Here is a 22,744-nt window from a genome sequence, read left to right as displayed (position 1 = left end):
GTCATGCCACGTCACGCCAGCAGGGTGCGGGCGACGTGGTCGGTGTCCAGGTACTCGCGGACGGCGGTGATCCGGCCGTCCTCGACGGTGAAGACGCCCAGGCAGTGGTTCTCGTACGGCTCGCCGTTCGCGGCCGTGCCGACGGTGGTCCACTCGGCGACCGCCTGCGGGCCGTCGGCGAGGACGTGGGTGAGGGTGATGACGGGCAGGCCGTCGGCGGCGAAGTAGTCGCCGATCCGGCCGAGGAAGTCGCCGAAGATCTCCTGCTTGCCGCGCCAGGTACGGGAGATGGCGAGCCGGCCCGGGTAGGTCCAGGTGGCGTCCTCGGCGAACAGGGCGATCGCGGCCTCGCGGTCGCCGGCCGCGATGAGGGTGACGTAGTCGGTGACGACGGTGCGGGCGTCGGGGTGCTGCACGGTGGCTCCTCTGGTCGGTCCGGTCGGGGCTGTCCCGCCGTGGCACCAGGTAACCGCCCGGGCCCGCCGACGGGCCAACAACCGTGGCGGCGGCCCGACAACCGTCCGTTGTTCATGCAGCCAACGAGGCCCCCGGAGGCAGCTCCAGCTCGAACCAGACCACCTTGCCGTCGGCGGTCCGGCGGCTGCCCCAGCGGTGCGCGAGCTCGTTGACCAGGTGGATGCCCCGGCCGCCCTCGTCCTCGGAGCGGGCGCGGCGGATCCGGGGCGTCTCGGCCTCCTGGTCGGCGACCTCGACGGTGAGCACCCGGTTGCAGAACAGCCGCAGCTGGGTGGGGGACCCGGCGTGCACCAGGGCGTTGGTGATCAGCTCGCTGGTGAGCAGTTCGGCCCAGTCGGCGAGCGCGCCGAGCCCCCAGGCCTCCAGCGTCTCGCGGGTGAAGCGGCGCGAGTGCGCGACCATCGCGCGGTCGCCGGTGAGCGGCAGGGTGGCGATCCGGTCAGCGCCGTGCGGGCGGACCTGCGCCATGATGACGGCGATGTCGTCCTCGCTGGTGCGGCCGGTGAGCCGGTTCAGCACGGCGTCGCAGGTCTGCTCCAGCGAACGCTGCCGGTCGGCGACCGTGCGGCGGAGCAACTGCAGGCCCTCGTCGAGGTCGCGGCCCCGGCGCTCGACCAGGCCGTCGGTGTAGAGCACCAGGATGCCCTCCTCGGGGAGGGTGAACTCGGCGCTCTCGAAAGGGACTCCGCCGACGCCCAACGGGGTGCCGGTGGGCAGCTCGATCAGCTGCGCCCGGCCCTCGGTGTCGGCGACCACGGGCGGCAGGTGCCCGGCGCTGGCCGCGGTGCAGCGGCGGTCCACCGGGTCGTAGACCACGCAGACGCAGGTGGCGAACTGCCCTTCGCCGACGGCCGTGGTGGCCTCGTCCAGCCGGTGCAGCACCCGCGCCGGGTCCAGGTCGAGCGTGATCAACGTCCGTGCCGCCGTCCGCAGTTGGCCCATGGTCGCGGCGGCCCTGATGCCGTGGCCCATGACGTCGCCGACGATCAGGGCGACCCGTCCGGAGGAGAGCGGCACCACGTCGAACCAGTCGCCGCCGACCTCGCTGACCACGCTGCTGGGCAGGTAGCGGTAGGCGATCTCCAGGCCGAGGGTGCGGTGCACCTCCTGCGGCAGCAGACTGCGCTGCAGCATCAGCGCGGTGTCCCGCTCCCGGCGGTAGAGCCGGCTGTTGTCGATCGCGAGCGCGGTGCGCGCGGCCAGCTCCTCGGCCAGCGAGCGGTCCGCCGGGCCGAACGGCGCCGGGTTGCGGGTCCGGACGAACTCCGCGCCGCCCAGCACGTGCCCGCGCGCCACCAGCGGCACCATCAGGTACGAGTGCAACCCGGCGTCCAGCCCCGGCTGCACCCGGTCGGGGGAGGCGACGATCCGGCGCAGCTCGTCCTCGGTCACCTCGGACACCAGGATCGAGCGGCGGGTGCGCAGGCTCTGCGCGTACAGCTTGGCGGACTGGGAGGTCTCGCCCACCTGGTCGGCGGCCTCCGTCATGTTGCCCTCGTCGGTCACCTCGCCGACCGCCACCGCGCGCATCAGCACCCGCCCCTCCGGCGGGACGGCCCCGGGCTCCTCGCCGCTGAGCACGGCGTCGCGCAGGTCCACGGTGACGAAGTCGGCGAAGCGCGGGATCACCACCTCCACCAACTCCTGGGCGGTGCGGTGCAGATCGAGCGTGGTGCCGATCCGGTTGCTGGCCTCGTTCAGCAGCGACAGCCGCTGCTGGGCGGCCCACGCCTCGTCCAGGGCCCGCTGCCGGGCGGCCGCCGCGTCGCGCTCGCGGGTGAACAGCAGCGCGTTGTCGATGGAGACGGCGGCCCGTACCGCCAACTCCCCGGCCAGCGCGAGGTCGTCGTCCCCGTACGGCCGCTCGACGAGGGTCCGGTAGAAGCCCGCGACACCGACCGGGGTGCCGCGCGCGATCAGCGGGACCACCATCAGCGAGCGCACGTTCTGCTCCCGGATGGCCGCGGTGCGCACCGGGTCCTCGGCGAACCAGGCCAGGCCCTCCTCGTCCATCCGCGGCACCAGCACCGGTTCGCGGTGCGCCAGGCTCCAGGCGTACGGCGAGCCGGACGGGAAGCGGTGCACGTTGCCGGTGCGGGCGATCGGCTGCAGGGTCGAGCCGTGCACCGAGTGGAAGGCCATCCGCCGCAGCAGCGCTGAACCGTCCGCCGGGGCGCGGGCCTCGCGCTCGCCGCGCACCAGGTCGTCCAAAACCTCCACCACCACCGTGTCGGCCAGCCTGGGCGTCGCCACCTCGGCCAACTCCTGCGCGGTCTGGGCGAGATCGAGCGTGGTGCCGATCCGGGTGGAGGCCACGTTGACCAGCGCGAGGCGTTCCTGCGCGGCCTTGGCCTCGCGCAGCGCCTGCTGGCGGGCCAGCACCGTCTGGTGCTGGCGCAGGTACAGCCGGGCGTTGTCGATCGCGACGGCGGCCCGCGAGGCCAGCTCGTCGCCGAGCGTGATGTCGGCCTCCGCGAAGGACTCGCGCTCACCGCGCCGCGAGTACACGACCATGCCGAGGGTGGTGCCGCGCGCCACCAGCGGGGTGATCCGCACCGTGCGCGGCCGGTCGCCGAGGAAGGCCTGCCGACGGCTCTCGTTGATGCCCTCGCTCAGCATCGGCAGTTCCCAGGACGGGATGACCACCGTCCGCCCGGTGGTCAGCGCGCGGGCGTACGGGGAGTCGGCCGGCACCTCGTAGACGGTGTCCACCGGCAGCGCGTCCGACGGGTAGAGCGGGTCCGCGGTGGCCAGCGCCAGCCGGCGCACCAACTGCGGAGCGTCCAGGGCGGGCGGCTCGACGTTGCGGCCGGCCACCAGCGCCTCCAGGGCGAACACCCCGCTGATGTCGGAGAGCCTGGGCACCATCGCGTCGGCCAGCTCCCGCGCGGTCTGCCGCAGGTCGAGGGTGGTGCCGATGGACGCGGTCGCGTCGACCAGCAGGGCCAGCCGTTCCTGGGCGCGGGCCGCCCGGGCGTCGGCCCGGAACCGCTCGGTGACGTCGATGACGGTCGAACTCACGCCGAGCACCCGCCCGCTGCGGTCCTCCAGGCGGAAGTAGGAGGCCGACCAGGCGTGGTCGTGCTGCGGGTCGCCCGGGGTCCGGCCGTGCGAGCGGGCGTCCACCACCGGCTCGCCGCTCTCCAGCACCCGGCGCATCACCGCCTCGGACTCCGCGCCGTTGATCCCGGGCAGTACCTCGCTGAGCCGGTGCCCCACGTGCTCCTCGGGGGACAGGCCGTTGGCCCGGGCCAGGGCCTCGTTCAGCCGGATGAACCGCAGCTCGGTGTCGTACACGGCCATGCCGACCGGGGCCTGCGTGAAGAAACCGTCCAGCACGGCGAGGTCCGCCTGGATCCGGCGCAGCGTGGTCACCTCGGAGGCCACCGCCAGCACCAGCGGCTCACCGCCGGGCCCGCGGATCGGGTGGGTGCGGAACTCCAGGTTCACCATGTGCCCGTCGCGGTGGCGCACCGGGAACACGCCGGTCCAGGCCCGGCCCGCGAGGATCCGCTGGAACAGCCGGAGGACCTCGGGCCGCTCCTCGTCGGTGGTCAGCAGCTTGGCCGCCTTCGTCCCGACCGCCTCTTCCACGGGGTGACCGAGCAGCGCCTCCGCGTCGCTGCTCCAGTGCAGGATCCGCCCGTCGGCGGCGATCAGCGCCGTGGCGATCGGAACCATCAGCAGGGCGTCCTGCCGCGGCTCCGCCCCGCGCTGCGCGTTGTCGTTCACCATGGCCAGAGAACCGTCCCAGAACCGTCCGGAGATCGTTCCCACCAGCCCTGCCATCTTCGCACGCGGCCCCGGGCGGCCGCTCACCGTGGCAGCAGGCGCTCCAGGTGGAACTCCTCCCAGCGCTCGGGCTCGGCCTTCAGCGACCGGACCAGGTACCGCCCGGGCGGCAGGTCGACGGTCAGGTACTCGCCGTTCTCCAGGGCGTCCGGGCCGTCGTGGAACACGTCGGTGAGCAGGTACCGCCCGGCGGTCAGCTCCAGGACCGGCCCGTCCTCCCACGTCCCCGACCGCAGCGCCTCGCGCACCAGCGGCCGGACGTCGTCCGAGCAGTCGAAGAGGAGAGGCCGGACGAACACCCGCTCCTCCGGCAGCCAGCCGATCGGCAGCGGCTCCCCGCCCAGCACCAGCACGGCCTCCCGCCCGGGCACCGGGTGGGCGGCGGCGTAGTCCCCGGCGGTCTCCACCACGGCCTCCTGGCAACCCTCCCAGCCCTCGACGGCCTCCTCGGCGAGCAGCACGAAGAGCCCCGAGTCGGTTCCGTCCAGCCAGCCCTGCGCCGCGGTGATCATGCGGGAATCCTCGCACGTCGGAGGGGGTGCGGGGGTCCCGCGGGGGCGCTCCGGCGGTCCCGCCGCGGGGTTCGAACCGGCCGCCGCGCCGACCGGGCCGCCGACGGGGCCGCCGACCGGGTGTCGGCGGCCCCGCTCACGGGCGGGTGCCCGGGAGCCCTCAGGAGTGCCCGGAGCCGTCGAACCGCACCTCCGGGTCGGCGGCGGTCGGCCCGTCGAGAAGCGGCTGCTCGATACCCTTCAGCTGCAGGTCGAAGAAGGCGCCGACGTACCGGCGGGTCAGCTCGATGGCGCGCAGGCCGGACAGCGTGGTGCCCGGGTCCTGGGGGAGGCCCAGCTTCTCCATGAACAGCGGGAAGTCGGTGAAGCTGCCGTGGTTGGAGCCGTCGACGGTCAGCCAGCGCTTCCAGCCGTCCAGGTTGGGCCAGCTCTGGACCCAGCTGCTGTCCTCGGCGCCGCCGGGCAACGGGTGCCCCATCATCAGGTACGGCTTGCCGCCGATCCCGGAGGCGGGCACCAGGACGTCCATGCTGCCGTCCAGGTCCGCCCCGGCCTGGATCCGGTCGTCGGTGAGCAGGGCCGGGACGGTGGCCGCGCCGCCCGCCGAGTGCCCGGCCATGCCGATCCGGTCGCGGTCGATCATGCGGGCGTAGCGCCAGGCCGGGTGCGGGCGGTCGGTCAGGCGGTCGAGGACGAAGGACACGTCCTTCGCGCGGCTCTCGTCGACCTTCGACCAGTCCTTGGGGCGGCCGCACATCACGCAGGGCAGTGTCTGCCCGTCCGGGAAGGTCGTGCCGGTGTTCTCGTAGGTGTGGTCGATCAGCGCGACGACGTACCCGCGGCTGGTCAGGTCCTCGGCGAGGCCGGTCAGCGAGGTCCGCGGCATGGTGAAGCCGGGCGACAGCACGATGAGCGGGTAGTGACCGCCCTGCGGACGCGCGCCGGACTCCGCCCACGTCCGGGCGCCGGTGAGCGCCTCGGTCGGGATGGTGTTGCCCGGCACCTTGGTGTCCAGCAGGGCACGGGCGGCACCGTCGGTCATGTACGGCGTCGGGCTGCCCGTCCCGGCGTGTGCGGGGTAGTACAGCGAGACCATCAGCTGGCGCGGACCGGCGGAGGGCACCCACGGGTCCGGACGGTTCTGGTCCACCAGGTGCAGGACCTCCTGCCCGACCGCGTACGGCCCGGTCGGGCGCGGGAGCTCGATGTGGACGGCGGCCGGGGTGGTGGTCGGAGCGGTGGCGGTCCCGGCTGGGGCCGGGGCGGTGGGCGCGGCCAGGGCCGGCACGGCGGCGGCCACGGACAGCGGCAGCGCGAGCAGCAGGGCTGCCGCGGCGGCAGTGGTGCGAAGTCGGCTCATGTCGGCGACGGTAGGCTGCCGGCAAGGGAATTGACGTCCACTCAGCGGCGTACTGATCCCCTCCGGGAGGAGCCCTTCGCGTCCCCTAGGGGGCCGCAGCCCGGAGTTCCTCCAGGAAGTCCGCCGCCGCTCGGGCGTTGGGTGCCGGGAAGGTGAGCGGCAGGCCGGCCGAGTGCGTCCGGATCTCCAGCTCTCCGAGGTCGGACGCGCGGGCCGACTCCACCTCCGCCCAGCGGTAGGCCTCCGTCGCCGCGAGCGGGTGCGGCGGCCGGTGCACCAGGCCGCCGGCCGTCACCGTCAGTCGCCCTCGCGCGAACCGGACGCTCCCCTCGGTGCCCAGCGACTCGTGCAGCACGGCCCGCAGCCCGGGGGAGAGGCGCACCTCCAGTTCCCGGAACAACCGGCCCAGCCCGCGCAGGTGCTCCAGCACCACCGGCTCGTCCGCGCCGGCCGGCCATATTCGCCCCTGCTCGCGGACCCCGCGCCGCGCGCCGGGGGTGTACTCGGTGGCCTCCACCGCGTTCCACGGCAGCGTGCGCTCGCCGCCGTCCGCCGCGACGAGCACCAGCCCGCCCTCGTGGACGCGCACCGCCCGCGGCCCGGCCACCGGCCGCAGCCATCCGAAGGCGCTCGCCGCCACCACCGCGACGGCCCCCACCACGGGCGCGGGCCACCACTGCCCGAGCGCCAGGCAGGCCACCACCGCGCCGACGGCCGCGCAGACGTCCACCCATGCCCGCGCCCGCCGAGGGACCGGCCGGAAACGCCGGTGCACCCGCACCACCGGGCCGAGCCGGTCGCCCGGCCCGCCGAGCCCGGTCGGCTCGGCCGCTCCGGCCTGCACGACCGGGCGGACCGCCCGCCCCCGCGTGGGCGACCACACCACCGCCACGTCGGCCCCTTTCTCTCGGCGGCCTCCCGTCGGAACCGCATCTGCCGGATCACCAGCATCGACCGTCCGCCGTACCCGGCAACAGTGCCAATCAGCAGGTTTTGGCCTGAAACGACCCCGTCATCATCGCCTCCCGCCCGGAGCCCACCGCGACCGGGGGTGCACATCGGCAGGGGTCTCCGTCCGGCGCCGGGTGAACCTCCGTGGGCGGCGCCGGATCGGGACGGGCCGTCCATCCGGCGGTCGGGCCCCGCGGGCCGGACACCGGGGTCAGGCGGACCGGCCGGCGGGAGCGACGCGGCCGTTCGTCGTCCGCCCCGCTGATCCCGGGCCGCCGTCCACGCTCCCGAGCGGCCCGCGCCCGCCCGCCCCCGTCACCCCGTCGTCGCGAAGTCCTGCTGCAGCCTGCGCAGCAGCGCCGTGCCCGCCGGGTCGGCCGACCGGCGGGTGTTGGCCAGCACCACCACCCCCACCTGCTTCTCCGGGTCGAAGGCCACGAACGAACGGAAGCCGCCCGTACCGCCGTTGTGCCAGATCTGCAGGTGGCCGCCCTGCTGGGAGTGCAGCCGGTGGCCGAGCCAGCCCAGGTGCATCCAGGCGAACGGGTTGACCCGGTGCCTGGTCTCCCGGGTGAGCGTGATCGCGGGCGCCAGCGGCGCGTCGGGCTCGCGCTCGGCGGTCAGCTGGGCCCGCAGCAGCACCGCGAGGTCGGCGGCGGTCGACCGCAGCCCGCCCATGCCCGGCACGGCCGCCAGATCCCAGTACGGCACCGGCCGTCCGCCCGTCGTGTGCCCGTGCGCGAGCCGCCCGGAGCGCTCGGCGTCCGACCGCACGTGGGTGTCCGTCAGTCCCAGCGGTTCGCAGACCTCGCGCGCCACCAGCTCCTCGTACCCGGTGCCGGCCCGGTGCGCGAGGGCCAGGCCGAGTAGCCCGGCGCCGAGGTTGGAGTAGCGGAAGCTGTGTCCGGGTGCGGCCCGCAGGCGGGTCCGGGCGAGTCCGTCCAGCACGTACTCGGCCGTGCAACCGGCGTACGGATCCGGCTCGTTGGGCCTGAGCAGGGCCTTCGACAGCATGCCCCGGGGCAGCCGGGGGAGCCCCGCGGTGTGGGTGGCCAGGTGCCGCAGGGTGATCGGGCGGCCGCCCCGGCCGGGGACGACGACCCGGCTGCCGCCGCGCGCGTCGGCGAGCACCTCGGCGAGCGGTTCGTCGAGCCGCACCGCGTCGTCGAGCGCCAGCCGCGCGAGCACGAGCGAGGTGAACACCTTGGTGACGGAGCCGATTTCGAAGACGGTGTCCGGCCCCGGCGTGCTTCCACCGGGCCCCGTCCGCCCGGCACCGCGGATCTCCGTGTCACCGCCGGCCAGCCCGGCGACCACCGCGCCGACGTGCCGGTCCGCGAGCCGATCGACCGTCTGCTGCACGACGCGCGCGAGTTCGTTCATGGCAGTGAGCCTAGGCGGGCCGACCTGCCGGATCGTCAGCCCCGGAAACGATTTCGGCCGCCCCCGATGATCCTCCGGGTGTACGTCCGGCCGCGTTCCGCACGCTAGGAGCCCGCGCGGCGGGACCCGTGCGGCGCGCCTCGGCACCTGACGGCACCTCACCGCACACCGCGGCACCTCACGGCGCACCTCCGCACGGCGCTCATCCGGCCGGTGCCGCCAGAGCCGCCCGCAACCGGGCCGCGACCTCCGCCGCCCCCGCCTCGTCCGGGTACTTCCCCCGCGGCCAGAAGAACCCGCGCAGCCCGTCCTTCGGATTGCGCGGCACCACGTGGACGTGCAGGTGGGGCACCGACTGGCTGATCCGGTTGTTCGCCGCCACGAAGCTGCCCGCCGCGCCCAGCCCGCGCTCGACGGCCGCGGCCACCCGCTGGACGCGCAGGAAGAACGGCCCCACCTCGTCCGCCGGCAGGTCCGCCAGGGTCCGGTGGTGGGCGCGCGGCACGACCAGGACGTGGCCGGGGAACAGCGGCCGGCGGTCCAGGAAGGCGACCGCCGCCTCGTCGTCCAGCACCCGGTGCGCGGGCTCCGCGCCCGCCACCACCGCACAGAAGACGCAGTCCATCCGTCCATTCAAGCCACCGGCGGTCCCCCCGGCACCCCGGCAAACCCCCGCGGCCGCGCCTTCACCCGACCGGGTGCCGACCGGGTGCGCCCGCCCCGCGGCCGGGCGCACGGTGCTGCAGGGGGCCGATCAGCGCGCGTCCCGCGCGCCCCACGAGGAGGTACCCGGATGTCGGGCAAGTTCGAGGTCTACGAGGACTCCGGTGGCAAGTACCGGTTCCGGCTCAAGGCGGGCAACGGCGAGATCGTCGCCACCGGCCAGGGCTACGCCAGCAAGGAGGCCGCCCACAAGGGCGTCGACGCCGTCCAACGGGCCGCCGACGGCGCGGCCGTGGTGGACGTCCCCAAGGCCGCCTGAGCGCACGGAGCGCGGAGCGCGGCGCACGGAGCCCGGCGGGCGCGGGCACACCCGCCCACCGGGCACGTCGCCCCCCCGGCACCCCCAACGCTCCCGGCACCCCCACCCGCCGCAACGCGGCCGGACCTCACTCGTACCGGTACAGCAACGCCTCCCGCTCGTTCTGCTCGATCATCGCGATGGTCAGCGACTCGTCCCGCAGGTGCGAGAGCGTGATCTCCGCCGAGGTCGGCTGGGCGTCCTCGGCCAGCCAGTTCTCCGGCTTCCACGCCGAGGCGCGCAGGAGCGACTTCGGGCAGTGCGCGTACACCTCCTCCACCGCGACGACGATCGCGCTGCGCGGCGGCTTGCCGACGGCGGTCAGCTGGCGCAGCAGCTCCGGGTCGGTGGAGACGCAGGCCCGACCGTTCACCCGCAGCGTGGTGTCCCGGCCCGGGACGACGAAGAGCAGGCCGACCCGGCCGGTCTCCAGGATGTTGTGCAGGGTGTCCAACCGCTTGTTGCCGGTGGCGTCCGGGATGGCCAGGGTGTACTCGTCGAGCACCGAGACCACTCCGGCCGGCCCGCCGCGCGGGGAGACGTCGCACCGCCCGGCGGCGTCGGCGCTGGCGACGAAGACCAGCGGGGAGCAGGCGATCAGGCGCTGCGCGACCTCGTGCAGGTGGTCGACCTGCTTGCGGCGCGCGTGGTCGCCGGGCTGCTCGTAGATCTCGCGCAGCTGGGCGGCGTCGCTGAGGGCCCCCGCGCGGAGGGCCTCGAACAGGCCGCCCGGCCGGTCCGGACTGGTGCTTGACGGAACGACAGCTTCCGGTGTGGTGGTCATACCGGGAATGTAGTGCAGGCCCTGTGGCGCGCCAGTGGCAGATCGTTCCGGAACCCCCGGCCGAAGCTCGGCTCCACCCCTCGCCACCAGCGGTTTTACGCCCATAATGGGGCCAGGGACTCCAGCCAGCCGGAGGTGGTGGTCGTGATCGTCAGAATCTGGGCCGGGCAGGTGCTCGCCGGTCGCATCGAGGAGTTCTGCGCTCACCTGACCGCCCAGGTGATCCCGCAGCTGGGGCGGACGGACGGCTGCCTCGGCGGCGAACTGCTGCGCTCGGTGTCGGAGGAGAACGGGCACCGCGTGCTGGTGGTCAGTCGCTGGCGGGACGAGGACGCCCTGCGCGGGTACGCCGGGCCGATGTGGCGGATCCGGCCGGTGTGGTCGGAGGGCGAGCTGCGCTACCTCGCCCACCCTCCGGAGGTCACCCACTTCCTGCAGATCGGCACGCCCGCCACGCTCTGAACCGCGCGAAGCCCGAACCGCCCGAAGCGGAGACCCGGGCTCACACCGACAACGGCACCGGGTGGATCTCGTCCGCCGGGTGACCGGTACGGCTGTGCACCCGCTGCACGGCCTCCTTGGAGGGCGCGTCGGAGAGGCAGTACACCGTGCCCGACTCCGGGTCCGCCCACGCCTGCTCGAACTGGACGCCCTCGTCGCCCTGGGCCGCCAGGTCGGCCGCATGGGCCTGCCTGAGCTGCTCGGCCGTGATCCCGGCCATCCCGTGGTGGACATCCATGAACTTCGCCATGTCCCTCGCCTCCGTTGCCTCGGTGCGTCACCGGCAGGGCTCCCACCTCAAGCCTCACCCCCGCCGCCCGCCTCCGCCACCAGACCGGCCCCGGCCCCGACGCGGCCCGCTCCACGAGGCCCGCCCACAGCGCGTAGCACCCCGACGCGCATTCCCCGCAAGTCCGTGAAACAGACCACAGCGGAAGGCACTCCCTGGCCTTGCGTCGGCCGTGGCAGAATGACCGCAACAGCAGTGACGTTCAGCGCACTCCGGGGTCGGTGAAAATCCGAACCGGCGGTTACAGTCCGCGACCCGTCCGCAGCCAGCGGCCGGTTGACCAGGTGAAATTCCTGGACCGACGGTTAAAGTCCGGATGGGAGGCGTGCGCGGGCGGACGAAGAGCAGTACCCGTGGTCCGTCGTTACCGGACCGGACCGCGGTCAGGTGTACGGCGGGAGCGGTGTCTCCCGGGCCGGGCGAGCGATCTCCCGGCGGCCTCGGCATCCCGGCGACGGGTCGTGCCGCGGGTTCGCGCACCGGTGCCCGTCCGTGTCATCTCCCATGCCGCCCCGGAGTCCGCGCCCCAAGCGCGAGGAGAACCCGGGTGTTCACCGGCATCATCGAAGAGCTCGGCGAGGTCGTGTCGATCGAGGAGATCGGCGACTCCTCGCGGATCCGCCTGCGCGGCCCGGTGGTCTGTGCGGACGCGGGCCACGGTGACTCCATCGCGGTCAACGGCGTCTGCCTGACGGTCGTCGACAGCCCGGAGGAACTGGCCGCGGGCACCGGTGAGTTCAGCGCCGACGTGATGGCCGAGACGCTGCACCGCTCCAGCCTCGGCGAGCTGAAGCCCGGCTCCCGGGTCAACCTGGAGCGCGCCATGGCGCTCGGTGCCCGCCTCGGCGGCCACCTCGTGCAGGGCCATGTCGACGCCACCGGGCGGCTGTTGAGCCGCGAGCCCGGCGAGCGCGACGCGAACGGCGAACTGCGCTGGGAGGTCCTGCGGTTCTCGCTGCCCGACACCATCTCCCGCTACCTGGTGGAGAAGGGCTCGATCACGGTCGACGGCGTAAGCCTCACCGTGGTGGAGGCCGCCCGGGACAGCTTCACCGTGAGCCTCATCCCGGCCACCCTCGCGCTGACCACGCTCGGCGCCAAGACCGTCGGCGAGAGCGTCAACCTGGAGGTGGACGTGCTGGCCAAGTACGTCGAGCGCCTGCTGGAGTCCCGCACCCTGCCCAACCTGCCGAACCTGCCCGGCCTGTCCGGCCCGCAGGGCGCGTCGACCGACGAGACCCCGGAGGAGTCCCGGTGAGCTGGCTCAGTGGAGAGGCGTTCACCGTTCTCGGTGAGCACGTGAAGTGGGCCGACATGATCGGCAACCTGCTCGGTTTCGGCGGCCTCGCGCTCGGCTGGCGCCGTTCGGTGTGGAGCTGGCCGGTCCAGCTGCTGTCCGGCGTGGTGCTGATCAGCGCCTACCTCGGGGGCCACGTCCCCGGCCTGATCGGCAAGCAGCTGATCGTGATCGCCACCGCCGCCTGGGGCTGGGCGCAGTGGCGGCGGGGCCGCCGGGACACCGGCACGATCGCCGTACGGTTCGCCACCTGGCCCGAGCGGGCCGCCCTGGTGGCGGGCACCGCGGCCGGGACCATCGCGCTGGCCCTGCTGTTCACCTCCTTCCCCAGCCTGTCCTGGAGCCCGTGGTCGGACGCCTACATCTTCGTGGGCACGCTGGCCGCGATGGTCGCCCAGGCCCGCGGCTGGCTGGAGTTCTGGTTCGCCTGGATCGCGGTCGACGTGGTCGGCGTCCCGCTCGCCTTCAACAGCGGCTACTCCTTCTCCGGCCTCACCTACTCCGTCTACTTCGTCCTGGTGCTGCTCGGCCTGCGCTCCTGGTGGCTGAGCACCCGTGAGCCGCGCACCGAGTCCGCCACCGTCCCGCAGGGAGCCACGGCATGACCGAGAACCAGTCCGACAAGGGCACCGCCGGGGTCGAGCTCGTGCTCGACCCGGTCGAGCGGGCGATCGCCGACATCGCCCTCGGCCGTGCCGTGATCGTGGTCGACGACGAGGACCGCGAGAACGAGGGCGACATCGTCTTCGCCGCCTCCGCGGCCACCCCCGAGCTGATGGCCTTCACCATCCGCTACAGCTCCGGCGTGATCTGCGCCCCGATGACCGGCGAGGAGCTGGACCGCCTCAAGCTCCCGCCGATGACCCACGTCAACGAGGACCGCAAGGGCACCGCGTACACCGTCTCGGTGGACGCCCGCGACGGGGTCGACACCGGGATCTCCGCCGCCGACCGCGCCCGCACCGTCCGGCTGCTGTCCTCCGCCGGCACCGAGCCCGGCGACCTCACCCGCCCCGGGCACGTCTTCCCGCTGCGCGCCGTCGAGGGCGGCGTGCTGGTCCGCCCCGGCCACACCGAGGCCGCCGTCGACCTGGCCCGGCTGGCCGGGCTGCCGCCGGCGGGCGCGATCGCCGAGGTCGTCAACGACGACGGCACCATGGCCCGGCTGCCCGAGCTGGTCGCCTTCGCCCGCGAGCACGGCCTCGCGATCATCTCCATCGAGGACCTGATCGCCTACCGCCGCCGCACCGAGCTGCACGTCGACCGGGCCGCCGTAACCGCCCTGCCCACCGTGCACGGCGAGTTCACCGCCGTCGGCTACAAGGGCACCCTCGACGGCGTCGAGCACATCGCGCTGGTGGCCGGCGGCCTGGACGCCGACGGACGGCTGCCGGACGGCGAGGACGTCCTGGTGCGGGTCCACTCCGAGTGCCTGACCGGCGACGTGCTCGGCTCGCTGCGCTGCGACTGCGGCCCGCAGTTGGAGGCCTCGCTGCAGCGGGTCGCCGAGGCCGGCCGCGGCGTGGTGCTCTACCTGCGCGGGCACGAGGGGCGGGGGATCGGCCTGGCCCACAAGCTGCGCGCGTACGAGCTGCAGGAGCAGGGGCGCGACACCGTCGACGCCAACCTGGACCTCGGCCTGCCCGCCGACGCCCGCGACTACAGCATCGCGGCACAGATGCTGGTGGACCTCGGCGTCCGCTCGCTCACCCTGCTCACCAACAACCCGCAGAAGCTGACCGCGCTCACCGAGCACGGCCTGAAGGTCAAGGGGCGCGAGGCGGTCGAGATCGCGCCCGGCGAGCACAACCTGCGCTACCTGCAGACCAAGCGCGACCGGATGGGCCACGACCTGCCCGGCCTCGGCTCCTGAACCCACCCCACCCGAACGCCCCACCCGCACGCCCCACACGACAGATCGGACGAAGAACATGAGCGGCCACGGAGCCCCCGAGCTGACCATCGAAGGCGCCGCCGACCTCAAGGTCGCCGTCGTCGCCGCCCAGTGGCACGACGTGGTGATGAACGGCCTGCTGGACGGCGCCCACCGCGCGCTCAAGGAGCTGGGCATCGCCGAGCCGACCGTGCTGCGCGTCCCCGGCACCTTCGAACTGCCGGTCGCCGCCAAGCGCCTCGCCGAGCGCGGCTACGACGCCGTCGTCGCCCTCGGCGTGGTCGTCCGCGGCGGCACCCCGCACTTCGACTACGTCTGCCAGGCGGCCACCACCGGCCTGACCCAGGTCAGCGTCGACACCGGAATCCCGGTCGGCTTCGGCGTGCTGACCTGCGACAACGAGGAGCAGGCGCTCGACCGCGCCGGGCTGCCGGGCTCCGCCGAGGACAAGGGACACGAGGCCGTCACCGCCGCCGTCGCCACCGCCGCGGTGCTGCGCGCCGCGCTCTGAGTACCCGCCCGTACGGTCCCGGACCGTGGACGTCCACCGGACTGTCCACGGTCCGGGACCGTTTACCGTCCGCTCGCCCGCACGCCGTATGGTGGGCCCATCATGGCTTCGAAGACATTCGAGGAGCTCTTCGCCGAGCTCCAGCAGAAGGCCGCCACCGGCGACCCCTCGTCCTCCCGCACCGCGCAGCTCGTCCAGCAGGGCGTCCATGCGATCGGCAAGAAGGTCGTCGAGGAGGCCGCCGAGGTCTGGATGGCCGCCGAGTTCCAGTCGGACGAGCAGACGGCGGAGGAGATCTCCCAGCTCCTCTACCACCTTCAGGTGATGATGATCGCCCGCGGGCTGACGCTCGACGACGTCTACAAGTACCTCTAGACGACCGTCTGCACGTACCCCTCGAAGACGTCGACACGTACCCCCCGAACCGGTCCGTACCGCACACCCCTCCCAACAGTTAAGGAAGCAACCTCCCATGCTGCGCATCGCCGTCCCCAACAAGGGTTCTCTCTCGGGTCCCGCGGCGGAGATGCTCCATGAGGCCGGTTACCGGCAGCGGAAGGATCCCAAGGAGCTCGTCCTCGTCGACCCGAACAACGAGGTCGAGTTCTTCTTCCTCCGCCCGCGCGACATCGCTGTCTACGTCGGCTCCGGCCGCCTGGACGTCGGCATCACCGGCCGCGACCTGCTGCTGGACTCGCACTCCAACGCCGAGGAGGTGCTCGCCCTCGGCTTCGCCGGGTCGACCTTCCGCTTCGCGCGCCCCGAGGGCGTGGCGGTCGAGGACGTCAAGGGCCTGGAGGGCCTGCGGATCGCGACCTCGTACACCGGCCTGGTCGAGCAGCACCTCGCCGACCACGGCGTGAAGGCGACGGTCACCAAGCTGGACGGCGCGGTCGAGACCGCGGTGCAGCTGGGCGTCGCCGACGTGATCGCCGACGTGGTGGAGACCGGCACCAGCCTGCGCAACGCGGGCCTGGAGGTGTTCGGCGAGCCGATCCTGATCTCGGACGCCGTGGTGATCCGCCCCAAGGGCGCGGGCGAGGACTCGCGGGTGGAGCAGTTCCTGCGCCGCCTCCAGGGCGTGCTGGTGGCCCGCCGCTACGTGCTGATGGACTACGACATCCGCGCCGAGAACGTCAGCGCCGCCGTGGCGCTCACCCCCGGTCTGGAGTCGCCGACCGTCTCCCCGCTGCACACCGAGGGCTGGGTCGCGGTCCGCTCGATGGTGCTCCGCAAGGAGGCCCAGCGGATCATGGACGACCTGTGGGGCATCGGCGCCCGGGCCATCCTGGTCACCAACATCCACGCCTGCCGCCTCTGACCCGCTCGCACACTCGCGGGCAGTGTCGATTGACCCGCTCGCACACTCGCGGGCAGTGTCGATTGACCCGCTCGCACACTCGCGGGCAGTGTCGATTGACCCGCTCGCACACTCGCGGGTAAAGAACGCTTCAATGGGGCGGGGACGCCGGTCGGCGCCCCCGCCCCCTCGCGCTGTCGCCACCAGAACCACCCCGGAGACCCACGTGTCCACGCCGCCCGTCGAGTTCCCCGTCACCTGGGCGCCGCGCCGCACCCGCGTCGTGCTGCTGCCGGTCTGCGTCCTGCTGGTGGTGCTGTTCGCGGTGCTGGCCGTGCTGCTCCCGGAGAACTGGCAGTTCAACGACCGGATCATGATGGTGGCCAGCGGTGTGCTGTTCGCCGCCGTCGGCCTGATGCTGGCCCGCCCCCGGGTGAGCGCCGACGCGGACGGCGTGACGGTGGTCAACTTCGTGCGCACGCGCCGGCTCGCCTGGGCCGAGATCGTCCGGGTCAACTTCCGCCAGGGCGACCCGTGGGCCACCCTCGACCTCGCCGACGGCACCTCGCTCGCCGCAGTCGGCATCCAGCCCGGTGTCGGCAAGGCGCAGGCGATCGCGGACGCCCGCGCGCTGCGCGACCTCGTCGAGCACTACGCCGCGGTCTGAGCCCGCCGGCACTCGCCGCCACCCGCCGGAATCCGTGGCCCTGCGACCTGCGGTTCCGGGGCTCGGCGGGTCCGAACACCCTTCCTACGCCCGTCCGGCTATGGTCTACGCTGGTAAAAGCAGGGCAAAGTTCGCCCTGCGCTGAAGCGAGCGCGAGAAGCGCCGCCCGTACCGACCTGAGGAGTGACACTCCCCCTCGATGGACGATCCGTCCGGTAGTACCTGCGCCGCCTCACTTCCGATCGCCGGAAGGCAGGCGGCACTGTGATCACCGCCTGGCTGCTGTTGTTCGCAGCCGTTCTCCTGATCCTCGCCAACGGCCTGTTCGTGGCCGCCGAGTTCGCCTTCGTGACCGTCGAGCGCGGGGCGGTGGAACGCTCCGCGAAGGCGGGTGACGTCCAGTCCCGCCGGGTCTCCAGGGCTCTGCGGCACCTCTCCTTCGAGCTCTCCGGCGCCCAGCTCGGCATCACCGTCACCTCGCTGGTGGTCGGCATGCTCGCCGAGCCGGCCCTGTCGACGCTGCTCGCACCCGTGATGTCCGGCCTCGGCGTGCCCGACGCGGCCGCCCGCGGCGTCGCCGTGGTCGTCGGCATGGTGCTGGCCACCGTCGTCCAGATGGTGGTCGGCGAGCTGGTTCCGAAGAACTGGGCGATCTCCCGCCCGCTGCAGGTGGCCCGCGCGGTGGCCGCCCCGCACATGGCCTTCTCCTTCGTCTGCCGCCCGCTGATCAGCTTCCTCAACGGCGCCGCCGACCGTACGGTCCGCGCCTTCGGCGTCGAGCCGCAGGAGGAGCTGGGCCACGCCCGGACCCCGGCCGAGCTGGTCTCGCTGGCCCGGCACTCGGCCAGGGCCGGGGCGATAGACGAGGAGTCGGCGACGCTGTTCGTCCGCACCCTGGGCCTGGGCGAGCTGACCGCCGAGTCCGTGATGACCCCGCGGGTCGACGTGTCCGCGCTCCAGCGCGACGCCACCGCCTCCGACGTCGTCAACCTCACCCGGGCCACCGGCCTGTCCCGCTTCCCGGTCTACGCCGACAGCCTGGACGAGGTCACCGGCATCGTGACGCTCAAGGACGCGCTCGCCGTTCCGGCCGCCCAGCGCGGCCTGGTGCGGGTCGCCGAGCTGTCCTCGCCGCCGCTGCTGGTGCCCGAGACCCTGCCCGCCGAGACGCTGCTGGAGCGGCTGCGCCGGCTCCAGCCGATGGCCATCGTGGTCGACGAGTACGGCGGCACCGCCGGCGTCGTGACCGTCGAGGACATCGTGGAGGAGATCGTCGGCGAGGTGCAGGACGAGCACGACCCCGACGACCACCCCGACCTGTTCGCGCTGCCGCCCGTCAACGGCCTGCCGGTCTGGGAGGCCGACGGCCGCGCCCGGATCGACCAGCTGGAGGGCATCGGCCTGAACGCCCCGGACGGCCCGTACGAGACGCTGGCCGGCCTGGTCGCCGACCTGCTCGGCAAGCTCCCCGAGGTGGGCGAGCAGGCCGAGCTGCCCGGCTGGCGGTTCACCGTGACCGGTGTCGACCGCCACCGCACCAGCCGGGTCCGGGTGGAGCGCACCGTCGCGCCCGCGTCGTTCGGCGAGGACGGGGAGGACATCCGATGACGGTGCTCCAACTGGCCGTCGCACTCCTGCTCCTGCTCGGCAACGCCTTCTTCGTCGGCGCCGAGTTCGCCGTGGTGTCCGTGCGCCGCAGCCAGATCGAGCCGCTCGCGGAGGCCGGGCACAAGCGCGCCCGCACCGTGCTGCACGCGCTGTCCAACGTCTCCGCGATGCTGGCCGCCGCCCAGCTCGGCATCACCGTCTGCTCGCTGGGCCTCGGTGCGCTCGCCGAGCCGACCATCGCCTCCCTGTTGGAGGGCCCCTTCCACGCGCTCGGCGTGCCGGCCGGCCTGATGCACCCGCTCTCGTACGGGATCTCGCTCGCCGTCGTGGTGTTCCTGCACATGGTGATGGGCGAGATGGTGCCGAAGAACATGGCCATGGCCGGCCCGGAGAAGGCCGCGCTGTGGCTCGGACCGCCGCTGGACCGGCTGGCCCGCTGGCTCACCCCGGTGATCCGGATGCTGAACGCCTTCGCCAACGGCATCCTGAGGCTGTTCCGGGTCGACGCCAAGGACGAGGTCGAGTCGGTCTTCACCACCGAGCAGCTGATGTACCTGCTGGCCGACTCGCGGGACGCCGGACTGCTCGACGAGGAGCGCCAGGAGCGTCTGGAGGACGCCCTGGAGCTGGGCCGCCGCCCGGTCACCGAGGTGCTGCTCAAGCCCGAGCAGCTGGTCACCGTGGACACCAAGGCGACCGCCGCCGAGGTCGAGGAGCTCGCCCTGCGCACCGGCTTCTCGCGCTTCCCGGTCACCGACGGCGACCCGGCCGGCCACGGCTACCTCGGGTACCTGCACCTCAAGGACATCCTCGACGTGGACGACCCGTCGGCGCCCGTCCCGGCCCGCCTGTGGCGGCCGATCACGGTGCTGCGCGGCGGCCTCCCGCTGGACGACGCCCTCGGCGCGATGCGCCGCGCGGCCTGCCACCTGGCCGCGGTGCTGGACCAGGACGGCCGCACGCTCGGTGTGGTCATGCTGGAGGACGTCCTGGAGGAGCTGATCGGCGAGATGCACGACCCGGACCACCGCGCCACCGCCTAGCCACTTCCCGGCTCCTGGCCCCCGGCCACCCCCCCCGCCCCCCGCAGCCCGGCCCCCGGCCCCCGGTTCCCGACATCGGGAGCCGGGGCCCCGGCGTTCCCGGGTTCGCCGAGGGCGTGTCCGCTCCCGGCGATTCTGCCCAGAGCATGCAGCCGTTCCGTGCCGGCCACCCCCGGGGGAGAGTGGTCGGCATGAGACTTCTCCTGCTGGGTGGAACCAGGTTCGTCGGACGGGTCGTCGCCGAGGAGGCGCTGGCCCGGGGCTGGGAGGTGACGGCCCTCAATCGCGGCACGCAGCCCGCACCCGAGGGCGTCCGGGTGCTGAAGGGCGACCGCACGGCCGAGGACGGGCTCGCGGCGCTCGGCGCGGGGGAGTGGGACGCGGTGGTGGACACCTGGTCCTGGGCCCCGGCCGCGGTGCGCGACAGCGCCCGGGCGCTGAAGGGCCGGGTCGGCCACTACGCGTACGTCTCCAGCCGCTCGGTGTACGACTACCCGCTGGTGGCCGGCGGCGGCGAGTCGGCGCCCGTGGTGGCCTCCTCGCCGGACCTCACCGGCGAGGTGCCCTACGCCGAGGCCAAGCGGGGCGCCGAGCTGGCCCTGGAGGCGGAGTACGGCGGACAGGCCCTGCTGGCCCGCGCCGGGCTGATCCTCGGGCCGTACGAGGACATCGGCCGGCTGCCCTGGTGGCTCAACCGGATCGCCGAGGGCGGCCCGGTGCTCGCCCCCGGGCCGCGCGACCTGGCGCTGCAGTACATCGACGTCCGCGACCTCGCCGGCTGGACCCTGGACGCGGTGGTGGCCCGCCTCGGCGGCCCGTACAACCTGGTCAGCCCGTCCGGGCACGCCACCATGGGGGAACTGCTGGAGGCCTGCGTCCGCGTCACCGGCGCGGGGGCCGAGCTGCGCTGGACGGACCCCGAGCGGATCCTGGCGGCGGGCGTCGAGCCGTGGACGGAACTGCCGATCTGGCTGGCTCCCGGCCCGCTGTACGACTTCCTGCACACCGGATCGGTCGACCGCGCCGTCGGCGCCGGTCTGCGCTGCCGCCCGGTCGCGGAGACGGTCGGGGACACCTGGGCCTGGCTGCGGGCGATCGGCGGCACCGCGCCGCAGCGCTCGGACCGGGTCACGGTGGGGCTCGACCGGGAGCGGGAGGCGGCGCTGCTCAAGGGCTGAAGCCGACGGCCGACGGCCGGGGGTGGTTCCGGGTGGGTCCGGGCGGCCCGGAACCAGTCGGAATCCGATCAGCCCCGGCCGTCGATCAGCTCCCCGTACGCCTGGACGAGGTCCGGCAGCCGCAGCGTGGCCAGGTCCTCCCGGCCCGGCGACTCGCGCAGCAGCGACAGCCGCAGGTCCCGGTAGGCGCAGGACTTCTCGTACAGGGTGCGGATGAACCGGCCGTTGCCCAGCTCGTCGATCCAGCCCTCGCGGACGACGTGGGTGCAGATGCTGGCCAGCTCCTCGGCGGCGTCCTCGTCCCAGCCGTCGCCGTCCCGGCCGGCCAGCGCCGCGCCGATCGCGGTCAGCTCGCCGGGGCGGTAGCTAGGGAAGTCGACCCGGGTGGTGAAGCGGGAGTTGAGGCCGGGGTTGGTGGCGAGCAGCCGGTTCATGCCCTCGGGGTAGCCGGCCAGGATCACCACCAGCCGGTCCCGGTTGTCCTCGGCGCGCTTCAGCAGCACCTGCAGCGCCTCGTCGCCGTACGCGTCGCCCTTGGTGTAGCCGGAGTTGGAGAGGCTGTAGGCCTCGTCAATGAACAGCACGCCGTCCAGCGCGGAGTCGATCAGTTCGTTCGCCTTGACCGCGGTCTGGCCGAGGAACTCGCCCACCAGGTCGGCGCGCTGGGCCTCCACGAGGTGGTCGCCGGAGAGCAGGCCGAGGGCGTGGAAGACCCGACCGAGGATGCGGGCCACGGTGGTCTTGCCGGTGCCGGAGGGGCCGGAGAAGACGAAGTGGCGCTTGGGCGGCTGGACCGGCAGGCCCTGCTCGGCCCGGAGCCGGGACATTCTCAACTGGGCCGACAGTGCGCGCACTTGGCGCTTGACCGGCTCCATGCCGACCATCAGCGAGAGCTCGGCCAGGGCGGCGTCCAACTCGCGCTCGTCACCGTCCGGCCGGGGTGCGGGCCCGGCGGCGGTCCGGGGCTGCGCCTGGCCGCGGACGGGCAGCGGCGGCGCGGCCGGGGCGGCCGGGGCGCCCGAACCGGACCGCTCCCCGGCGGCCTGCGGGGCGCTGTCCGGCAACGCCCCGTCGAGCGGGCCGCCGTCGAGCGGGGCTCCGCCGGGCAGCAACCCGGCGCCGGCGCCCGTCAGCCCGGCGTCCGTCAGGCCGGCGTCCGTCAGGCCGGCCTCCGTCAGGCCGGCGTCCGTCAGGCCGGCGTCCGTCAGGCCGGCGTCCACGAGGGGCCCGCCGCTCAGCACCCCGTCGCCGGAGACGGTCGCGCCGCCCTGCCCGGCCCCGGGCTCCTCGCCGTACCCCGGACCGGGCCCGTACCCGACGTCGTCCAGGAACCCCGCCTCGACGTCCGGCCCGCCGTCGCCACCCGCCTCGCCGCCGCCGCCGGCCGGGCTCCCGCCCGCCAGCAGCCCGTCCGCGAGCGCGTCCTCGGCCGCGATGGCGGCCAGCCGGGTCGCGGTGTCCATGAACGCCGGGTCCGCCCGGTGCACCGCCCGGTAGAGCGGCAGGGCTGCCGCGCTGCGCCCGGCGCCCTCGTACGCCCGGGCCAGCCAGTACCGCAGCTCCTTGCGCTGCGGCTGTTCGGAGCGGCAGCGGGCCAGCGAGGCGGCCAGCGGCGCCTGGGCCTGTGCGCACATGTCGAGGCGCACCCGCGCCATGCCCGCGAACAGCCCGGCCTCGATGCCGAGCAGTGGGTCGTCCAGCAGCCGGTCGGTGTCCCGGATCAGCTGCTCCCAGTCCTTGAGCAGGTAGGAGCGGCAGGCGTACAGGAACCGGGCGGACGGGTCCTCGCTGGGGGCCGGGCACTGCTCCAACGCCCGGTCCAGTTCGGCGAGATGGCGGCCGTCCAGCCAGTGCGAGGCGTGCGCCAGCGCGAGGTCGCGGGCGTCCTCCAGGACGGGCTGCACCCACCAGCCCAGCCAGTACCAGGAGCTGAGCGGCCGTCTGTGCAGGCGCCGCTGCTCGCCGAACCGCTTCTGGTGGCGGTACATCGCCAGCAGGGCCGCCGAGGTGTCGCTGCGCAGCGCGTGCAGGCCGAGCCAGGCGTCGGCCATGCCGGGGTCCAGCCGGACGGCCGCCCGGAACTCCTCCTCGGCCCGCGCGTACGCACCGGCCGTGTAGGCGTCCATAGCGCGCAGCCAGGCCCGGTCGGCGAGTCGGTCCGGGCCGCCCGCCGTGC

At 73.9% G+C, this 22,744-nt stretch carries 22 protein-coding genes and 1 riboswitch; of the genes, 12 read left to right on the top strand and 10 right to left on the bottom strand.

Annotation, left to right across the window (positions count from 1 at the left end; translation table 11 throughout):
- Window positions 1–11: 11 nt before the first annotated feature.
- The 7 genes from ACIGG8_RS11000 to ACIGG8_RS10970 form a co-directional block, all read right to left on the bottom strand.
- The gene (locus ACIGG8_RS11000) at window positions 12–416 is read right to left on the bottom strand and encodes a nuclear transport factor 2 family protein (protein WP_396547104.1); all 405 of its coding nucleotides are present in this window, start codon (window positions 414–416) and stop codon (window positions 12–14) included.
- Between the two features lie 112 nt (window positions 417–528).
- Window positions 529–4,254, bottom strand: coding sequence for a SpoIIE family protein phosphatase (locus ACIGG8_RS10995; RefSeq protein WP_396547102.1), 3,726 nt, complete (start codon window positions 4,252–4,254; stop codon window positions 529–531).
- Window positions 4,255–4,292: 38 nt separating this feature from the next.
- On the bottom strand, window positions 4,293–4,781 hold the full coding sequence (locus tag ACIGG8_RS10990; RefSeq protein ID WP_396547100.1) for an Imm21 family immunity protein: 489 nt from the start codon (window positions 4,779–4,781) through the stop codon (window positions 4,293–4,295).
- A 160-nt stretch (window positions 4,782–4,941) separates the two neighbouring features.
- The gene (locus ACIGG8_RS10985) at window positions 4,942–6,141 is read right to left on the bottom strand and encodes an alpha/beta hydrolase family protein (protein ID WP_396547098.1); all 1,200 of its coding nucleotides are present in this window, start codon (window positions 6,139–6,141) and stop codon (window positions 4,942–4,944) included.
- An 85-nt stretch (window positions 6,142–6,226) separates the two neighbouring features.
- Complete coding sequence (locus ACIGG8_RS10980; RefSeq protein ID WP_396547096.1) at window positions 6,227–7,033, bottom strand: hypothetical protein; 807 nt, start codon at window positions 7,031–7,033, stop codon at window positions 6,227–6,229.
- Window positions 7,034–7,407: 374 nt separating this feature from the next.
- On the bottom strand, window positions 7,408–8,475 hold the full coding sequence (locus ACIGG8_RS10975; protein ID WP_396547094.1) for a serine hydrolase domain-containing protein: 1,068 nt from the start codon (window positions 8,473–8,475) through the stop codon (window positions 7,408–7,410).
- A 202-nt stretch (window positions 8,476–8,677) separates the two neighbouring features.
- Entirely contained in the window at window positions 8,678–9,100 is a 423-nt protein-coding gene (locus ACIGG8_RS10970; RefSeq protein WP_396547093.1) for an HIT family protein, read from the bottom strand.
- Window positions 9,101–9,268: 168 nt separating this feature from the next.
- Between ACIGG8_RS10970 and ACIGG8_RS10965 the strand changes: the two genes are divergently transcribed.
- Entirely contained in the window at window positions 9,269–9,457 is a 189-nt protein-coding gene (locus ACIGG8_RS10965) for a YegP family protein (protein WP_396547091.1), read from the top strand.
- 127 nt (window positions 9,458–9,584) lie between these two features.
- Here the strand turns inward: ACIGG8_RS10965 and ACIGG8_RS10960 are convergent, their stop codons facing one another.
- Window positions 9,585–10,280: an MSMEG_1061 family FMN-dependent PPOX-type flavoprotein gene (locus ACIGG8_RS10960; RefSeq protein ID WP_396547089.1), complete on the bottom strand. Its 696-nt coding sequence runs from the start codon at window positions 10,278–10,280 to the stop codon at window positions 9,585–9,587.
- Window positions 10,281–10,424: 144 nt separating this feature from the next.
- Between ACIGG8_RS10960 and ACIGG8_RS10955 the strand changes: the two genes are divergently transcribed.
- Window positions 10,425–10,742: an antibiotic biosynthesis monooxygenase gene (locus ACIGG8_RS10955; RefSeq protein WP_350525002.1), complete on the top strand. Its 318-nt coding sequence runs from the start codon at window positions 10,425–10,427 to the stop codon at window positions 10,740–10,742.
- Between the two features lie 40 nt (window positions 10,743–10,782).
- On the opposite strand, the gene ACIGG8_RS10950 is transcribed toward ACIGG8_RS10955, so the two are convergent.
- Window positions 10,783–11,031 carry an SCO4226 family nickel-binding protein gene (locus ACIGG8_RS10950; RefSeq protein ID WP_350525001.1) on the bottom strand — a complete coding sequence of 83 codons (249 nt, stop codon included), beginning with the start codon at window positions 11,029–11,031 and terminating at the stop codon, window positions 10,783–10,785.
- Between the two features lie 243 nt (window positions 11,032–11,274).
- Window positions 11,275–11,402, top strand: a riboswitch (FMN riboswitch).
- Window positions 11,403–11,617: 215 nt separating this feature from the next.
- Here ACIGG8_RS10950 and ACIGG8_RS10945 point away from each other — a divergent pair.
- The 10 genes from ACIGG8_RS10945 to ACIGG8_RS10900 all read left to right on the top strand — a co-directional run bounded on the left by ACIGG8_RS10945 (window position 11,618) and on the right by ACIGG8_RS10900 (window position 20,568).
- A complete protein-coding gene (locus tag ACIGG8_RS10945; RefSeq protein ID WP_350525000.1) occupies window positions 11,618–12,328 on the top strand; it encodes a riboflavin synthase in 711 nt (236 codons plus the stop codon).
- Window positions 12,325–12,972, top strand: coding sequence for a nicotinamide riboside transporter PnuC (locus tag ACIGG8_RS10940; RefSeq protein ID WP_396547086.1), 648 nt, complete (start codon window positions 12,325–12,327; stop codon window positions 12,970–12,972). Before ACIGG8_RS10945 ends, ACIGG8_RS10940 begins: the two co-directional genes overlap by 4 nt.
- Window positions 12,969–14,240 (top strand): bifunctional 3,4-dihydroxy-2-butanone-4-phosphate synthase/GTP cyclohydrolase II, encoded by a 1,272-nt coding sequence (locus ACIGG8_RS10935; protein ID WP_396547084.1) that lies wholly within the window; start codon window positions 12,969–12,971, stop codon window positions 14,238–14,240. The genes ACIGG8_RS10940 and ACIGG8_RS10935 overlap by 4 nt, the downstream gene beginning before the upstream one ends.
- A 58-nt stretch (window positions 14,241–14,298) precedes the next feature.
- Window positions 14,299–14,772 carry a 6,7-dimethyl-8-ribityllumazine synthase gene (ribH, locus tag ACIGG8_RS10930; RefSeq protein WP_396547082.1) on the top strand — a complete coding sequence of 158 codons (474 nt, stop codon included), beginning with the start codon at window positions 14,299–14,301 and terminating at the stop codon, window positions 14,770–14,772.
- 102 nt (window positions 14,773–14,874) lie between these two features.
- On the top strand, window positions 14,875–15,147 hold the full coding sequence (locus ACIGG8_RS10925) for a phosphoribosyl-ATP diphosphatase (protein WP_097238956.1): 273 nt from the start codon (window positions 14,875–14,877) through the stop codon (window positions 15,145–15,147).
- Between the two features lie 97 nt (window positions 15,148–15,244).
- A complete protein-coding gene (hisG, locus tag ACIGG8_RS10920) occupies window positions 15,245–16,093 on the top strand; it encodes an ATP phosphoribosyltransferase (protein WP_350524996.1) in 849 nt (282 codons plus the stop codon).
- A gap of 205 nt (window positions 16,094–16,298) precedes the next feature.
- Window positions 16,299–16,739, top strand: a complete 441-nt coding sequence (locus ACIGG8_RS10915; protein ID WP_350524995.1) for a PH domain-containing protein — start codon at window positions 16,299–16,301, stop codon at window positions 16,737–16,739.
- Window positions 16,740–17,003: 264 nt separating this feature from the next.
- Window positions 17,004–18,347: a hemolysin family protein gene (locus tag ACIGG8_RS10910; RefSeq protein ID WP_396547079.1), complete on the top strand. Its 1,344-nt coding sequence runs from the start codon at window positions 17,004–17,006 to the stop codon at window positions 18,345–18,347.
- Window positions 18,344–19,390 carry a hemolysin family protein gene (locus ACIGG8_RS10905; protein ID WP_396547077.1) on the top strand — a complete coding sequence of 349 codons (1,047 nt, stop codon included), beginning with the start codon at window positions 18,344–18,346 and terminating at the stop codon, window positions 19,388–19,390. Before ACIGG8_RS10910 ends, ACIGG8_RS10905 begins: the two co-directional genes overlap by 4 nt.
- A gap of 191 nt (window positions 19,391–19,581) precedes the next feature.
- A complete protein-coding gene (locus tag ACIGG8_RS10900) occupies window positions 19,582–20,568 on the top strand; it encodes an NAD-dependent epimerase/dehydratase family protein (RefSeq protein ID WP_396547075.1) in 987 nt (328 codons plus the stop codon).
- Window positions 20,569–20,636: 68 nt separating this feature from the next.
- On the opposite strand, the gene ACIGG8_RS10895 is transcribed toward ACIGG8_RS10900, so the two are convergent.
- Entirely contained in the window at window positions 20,637–22,694 is a 2,058-nt protein-coding gene (locus ACIGG8_RS10895) for an AAA family ATPase (RefSeq protein WP_396547286.1), read from the bottom strand.
- Window positions 22,695–22,744 lie beyond the last annotated feature (50 nt).

Origin of the sequence: Kitasatospora sp. NPDC085464 (genome assembly GCF_044541955.1) — a bacterium.
Classification (GTDB): Bacteria; Actinomycetota; Actinomycetes; order Streptomycetales; family Streptomycetaceae; genus Kitasatospora.
Note: the sequence above shows the minus strand (reverse complement) of the source record. Positions and strands in the feature narration are given on the sequence as shown.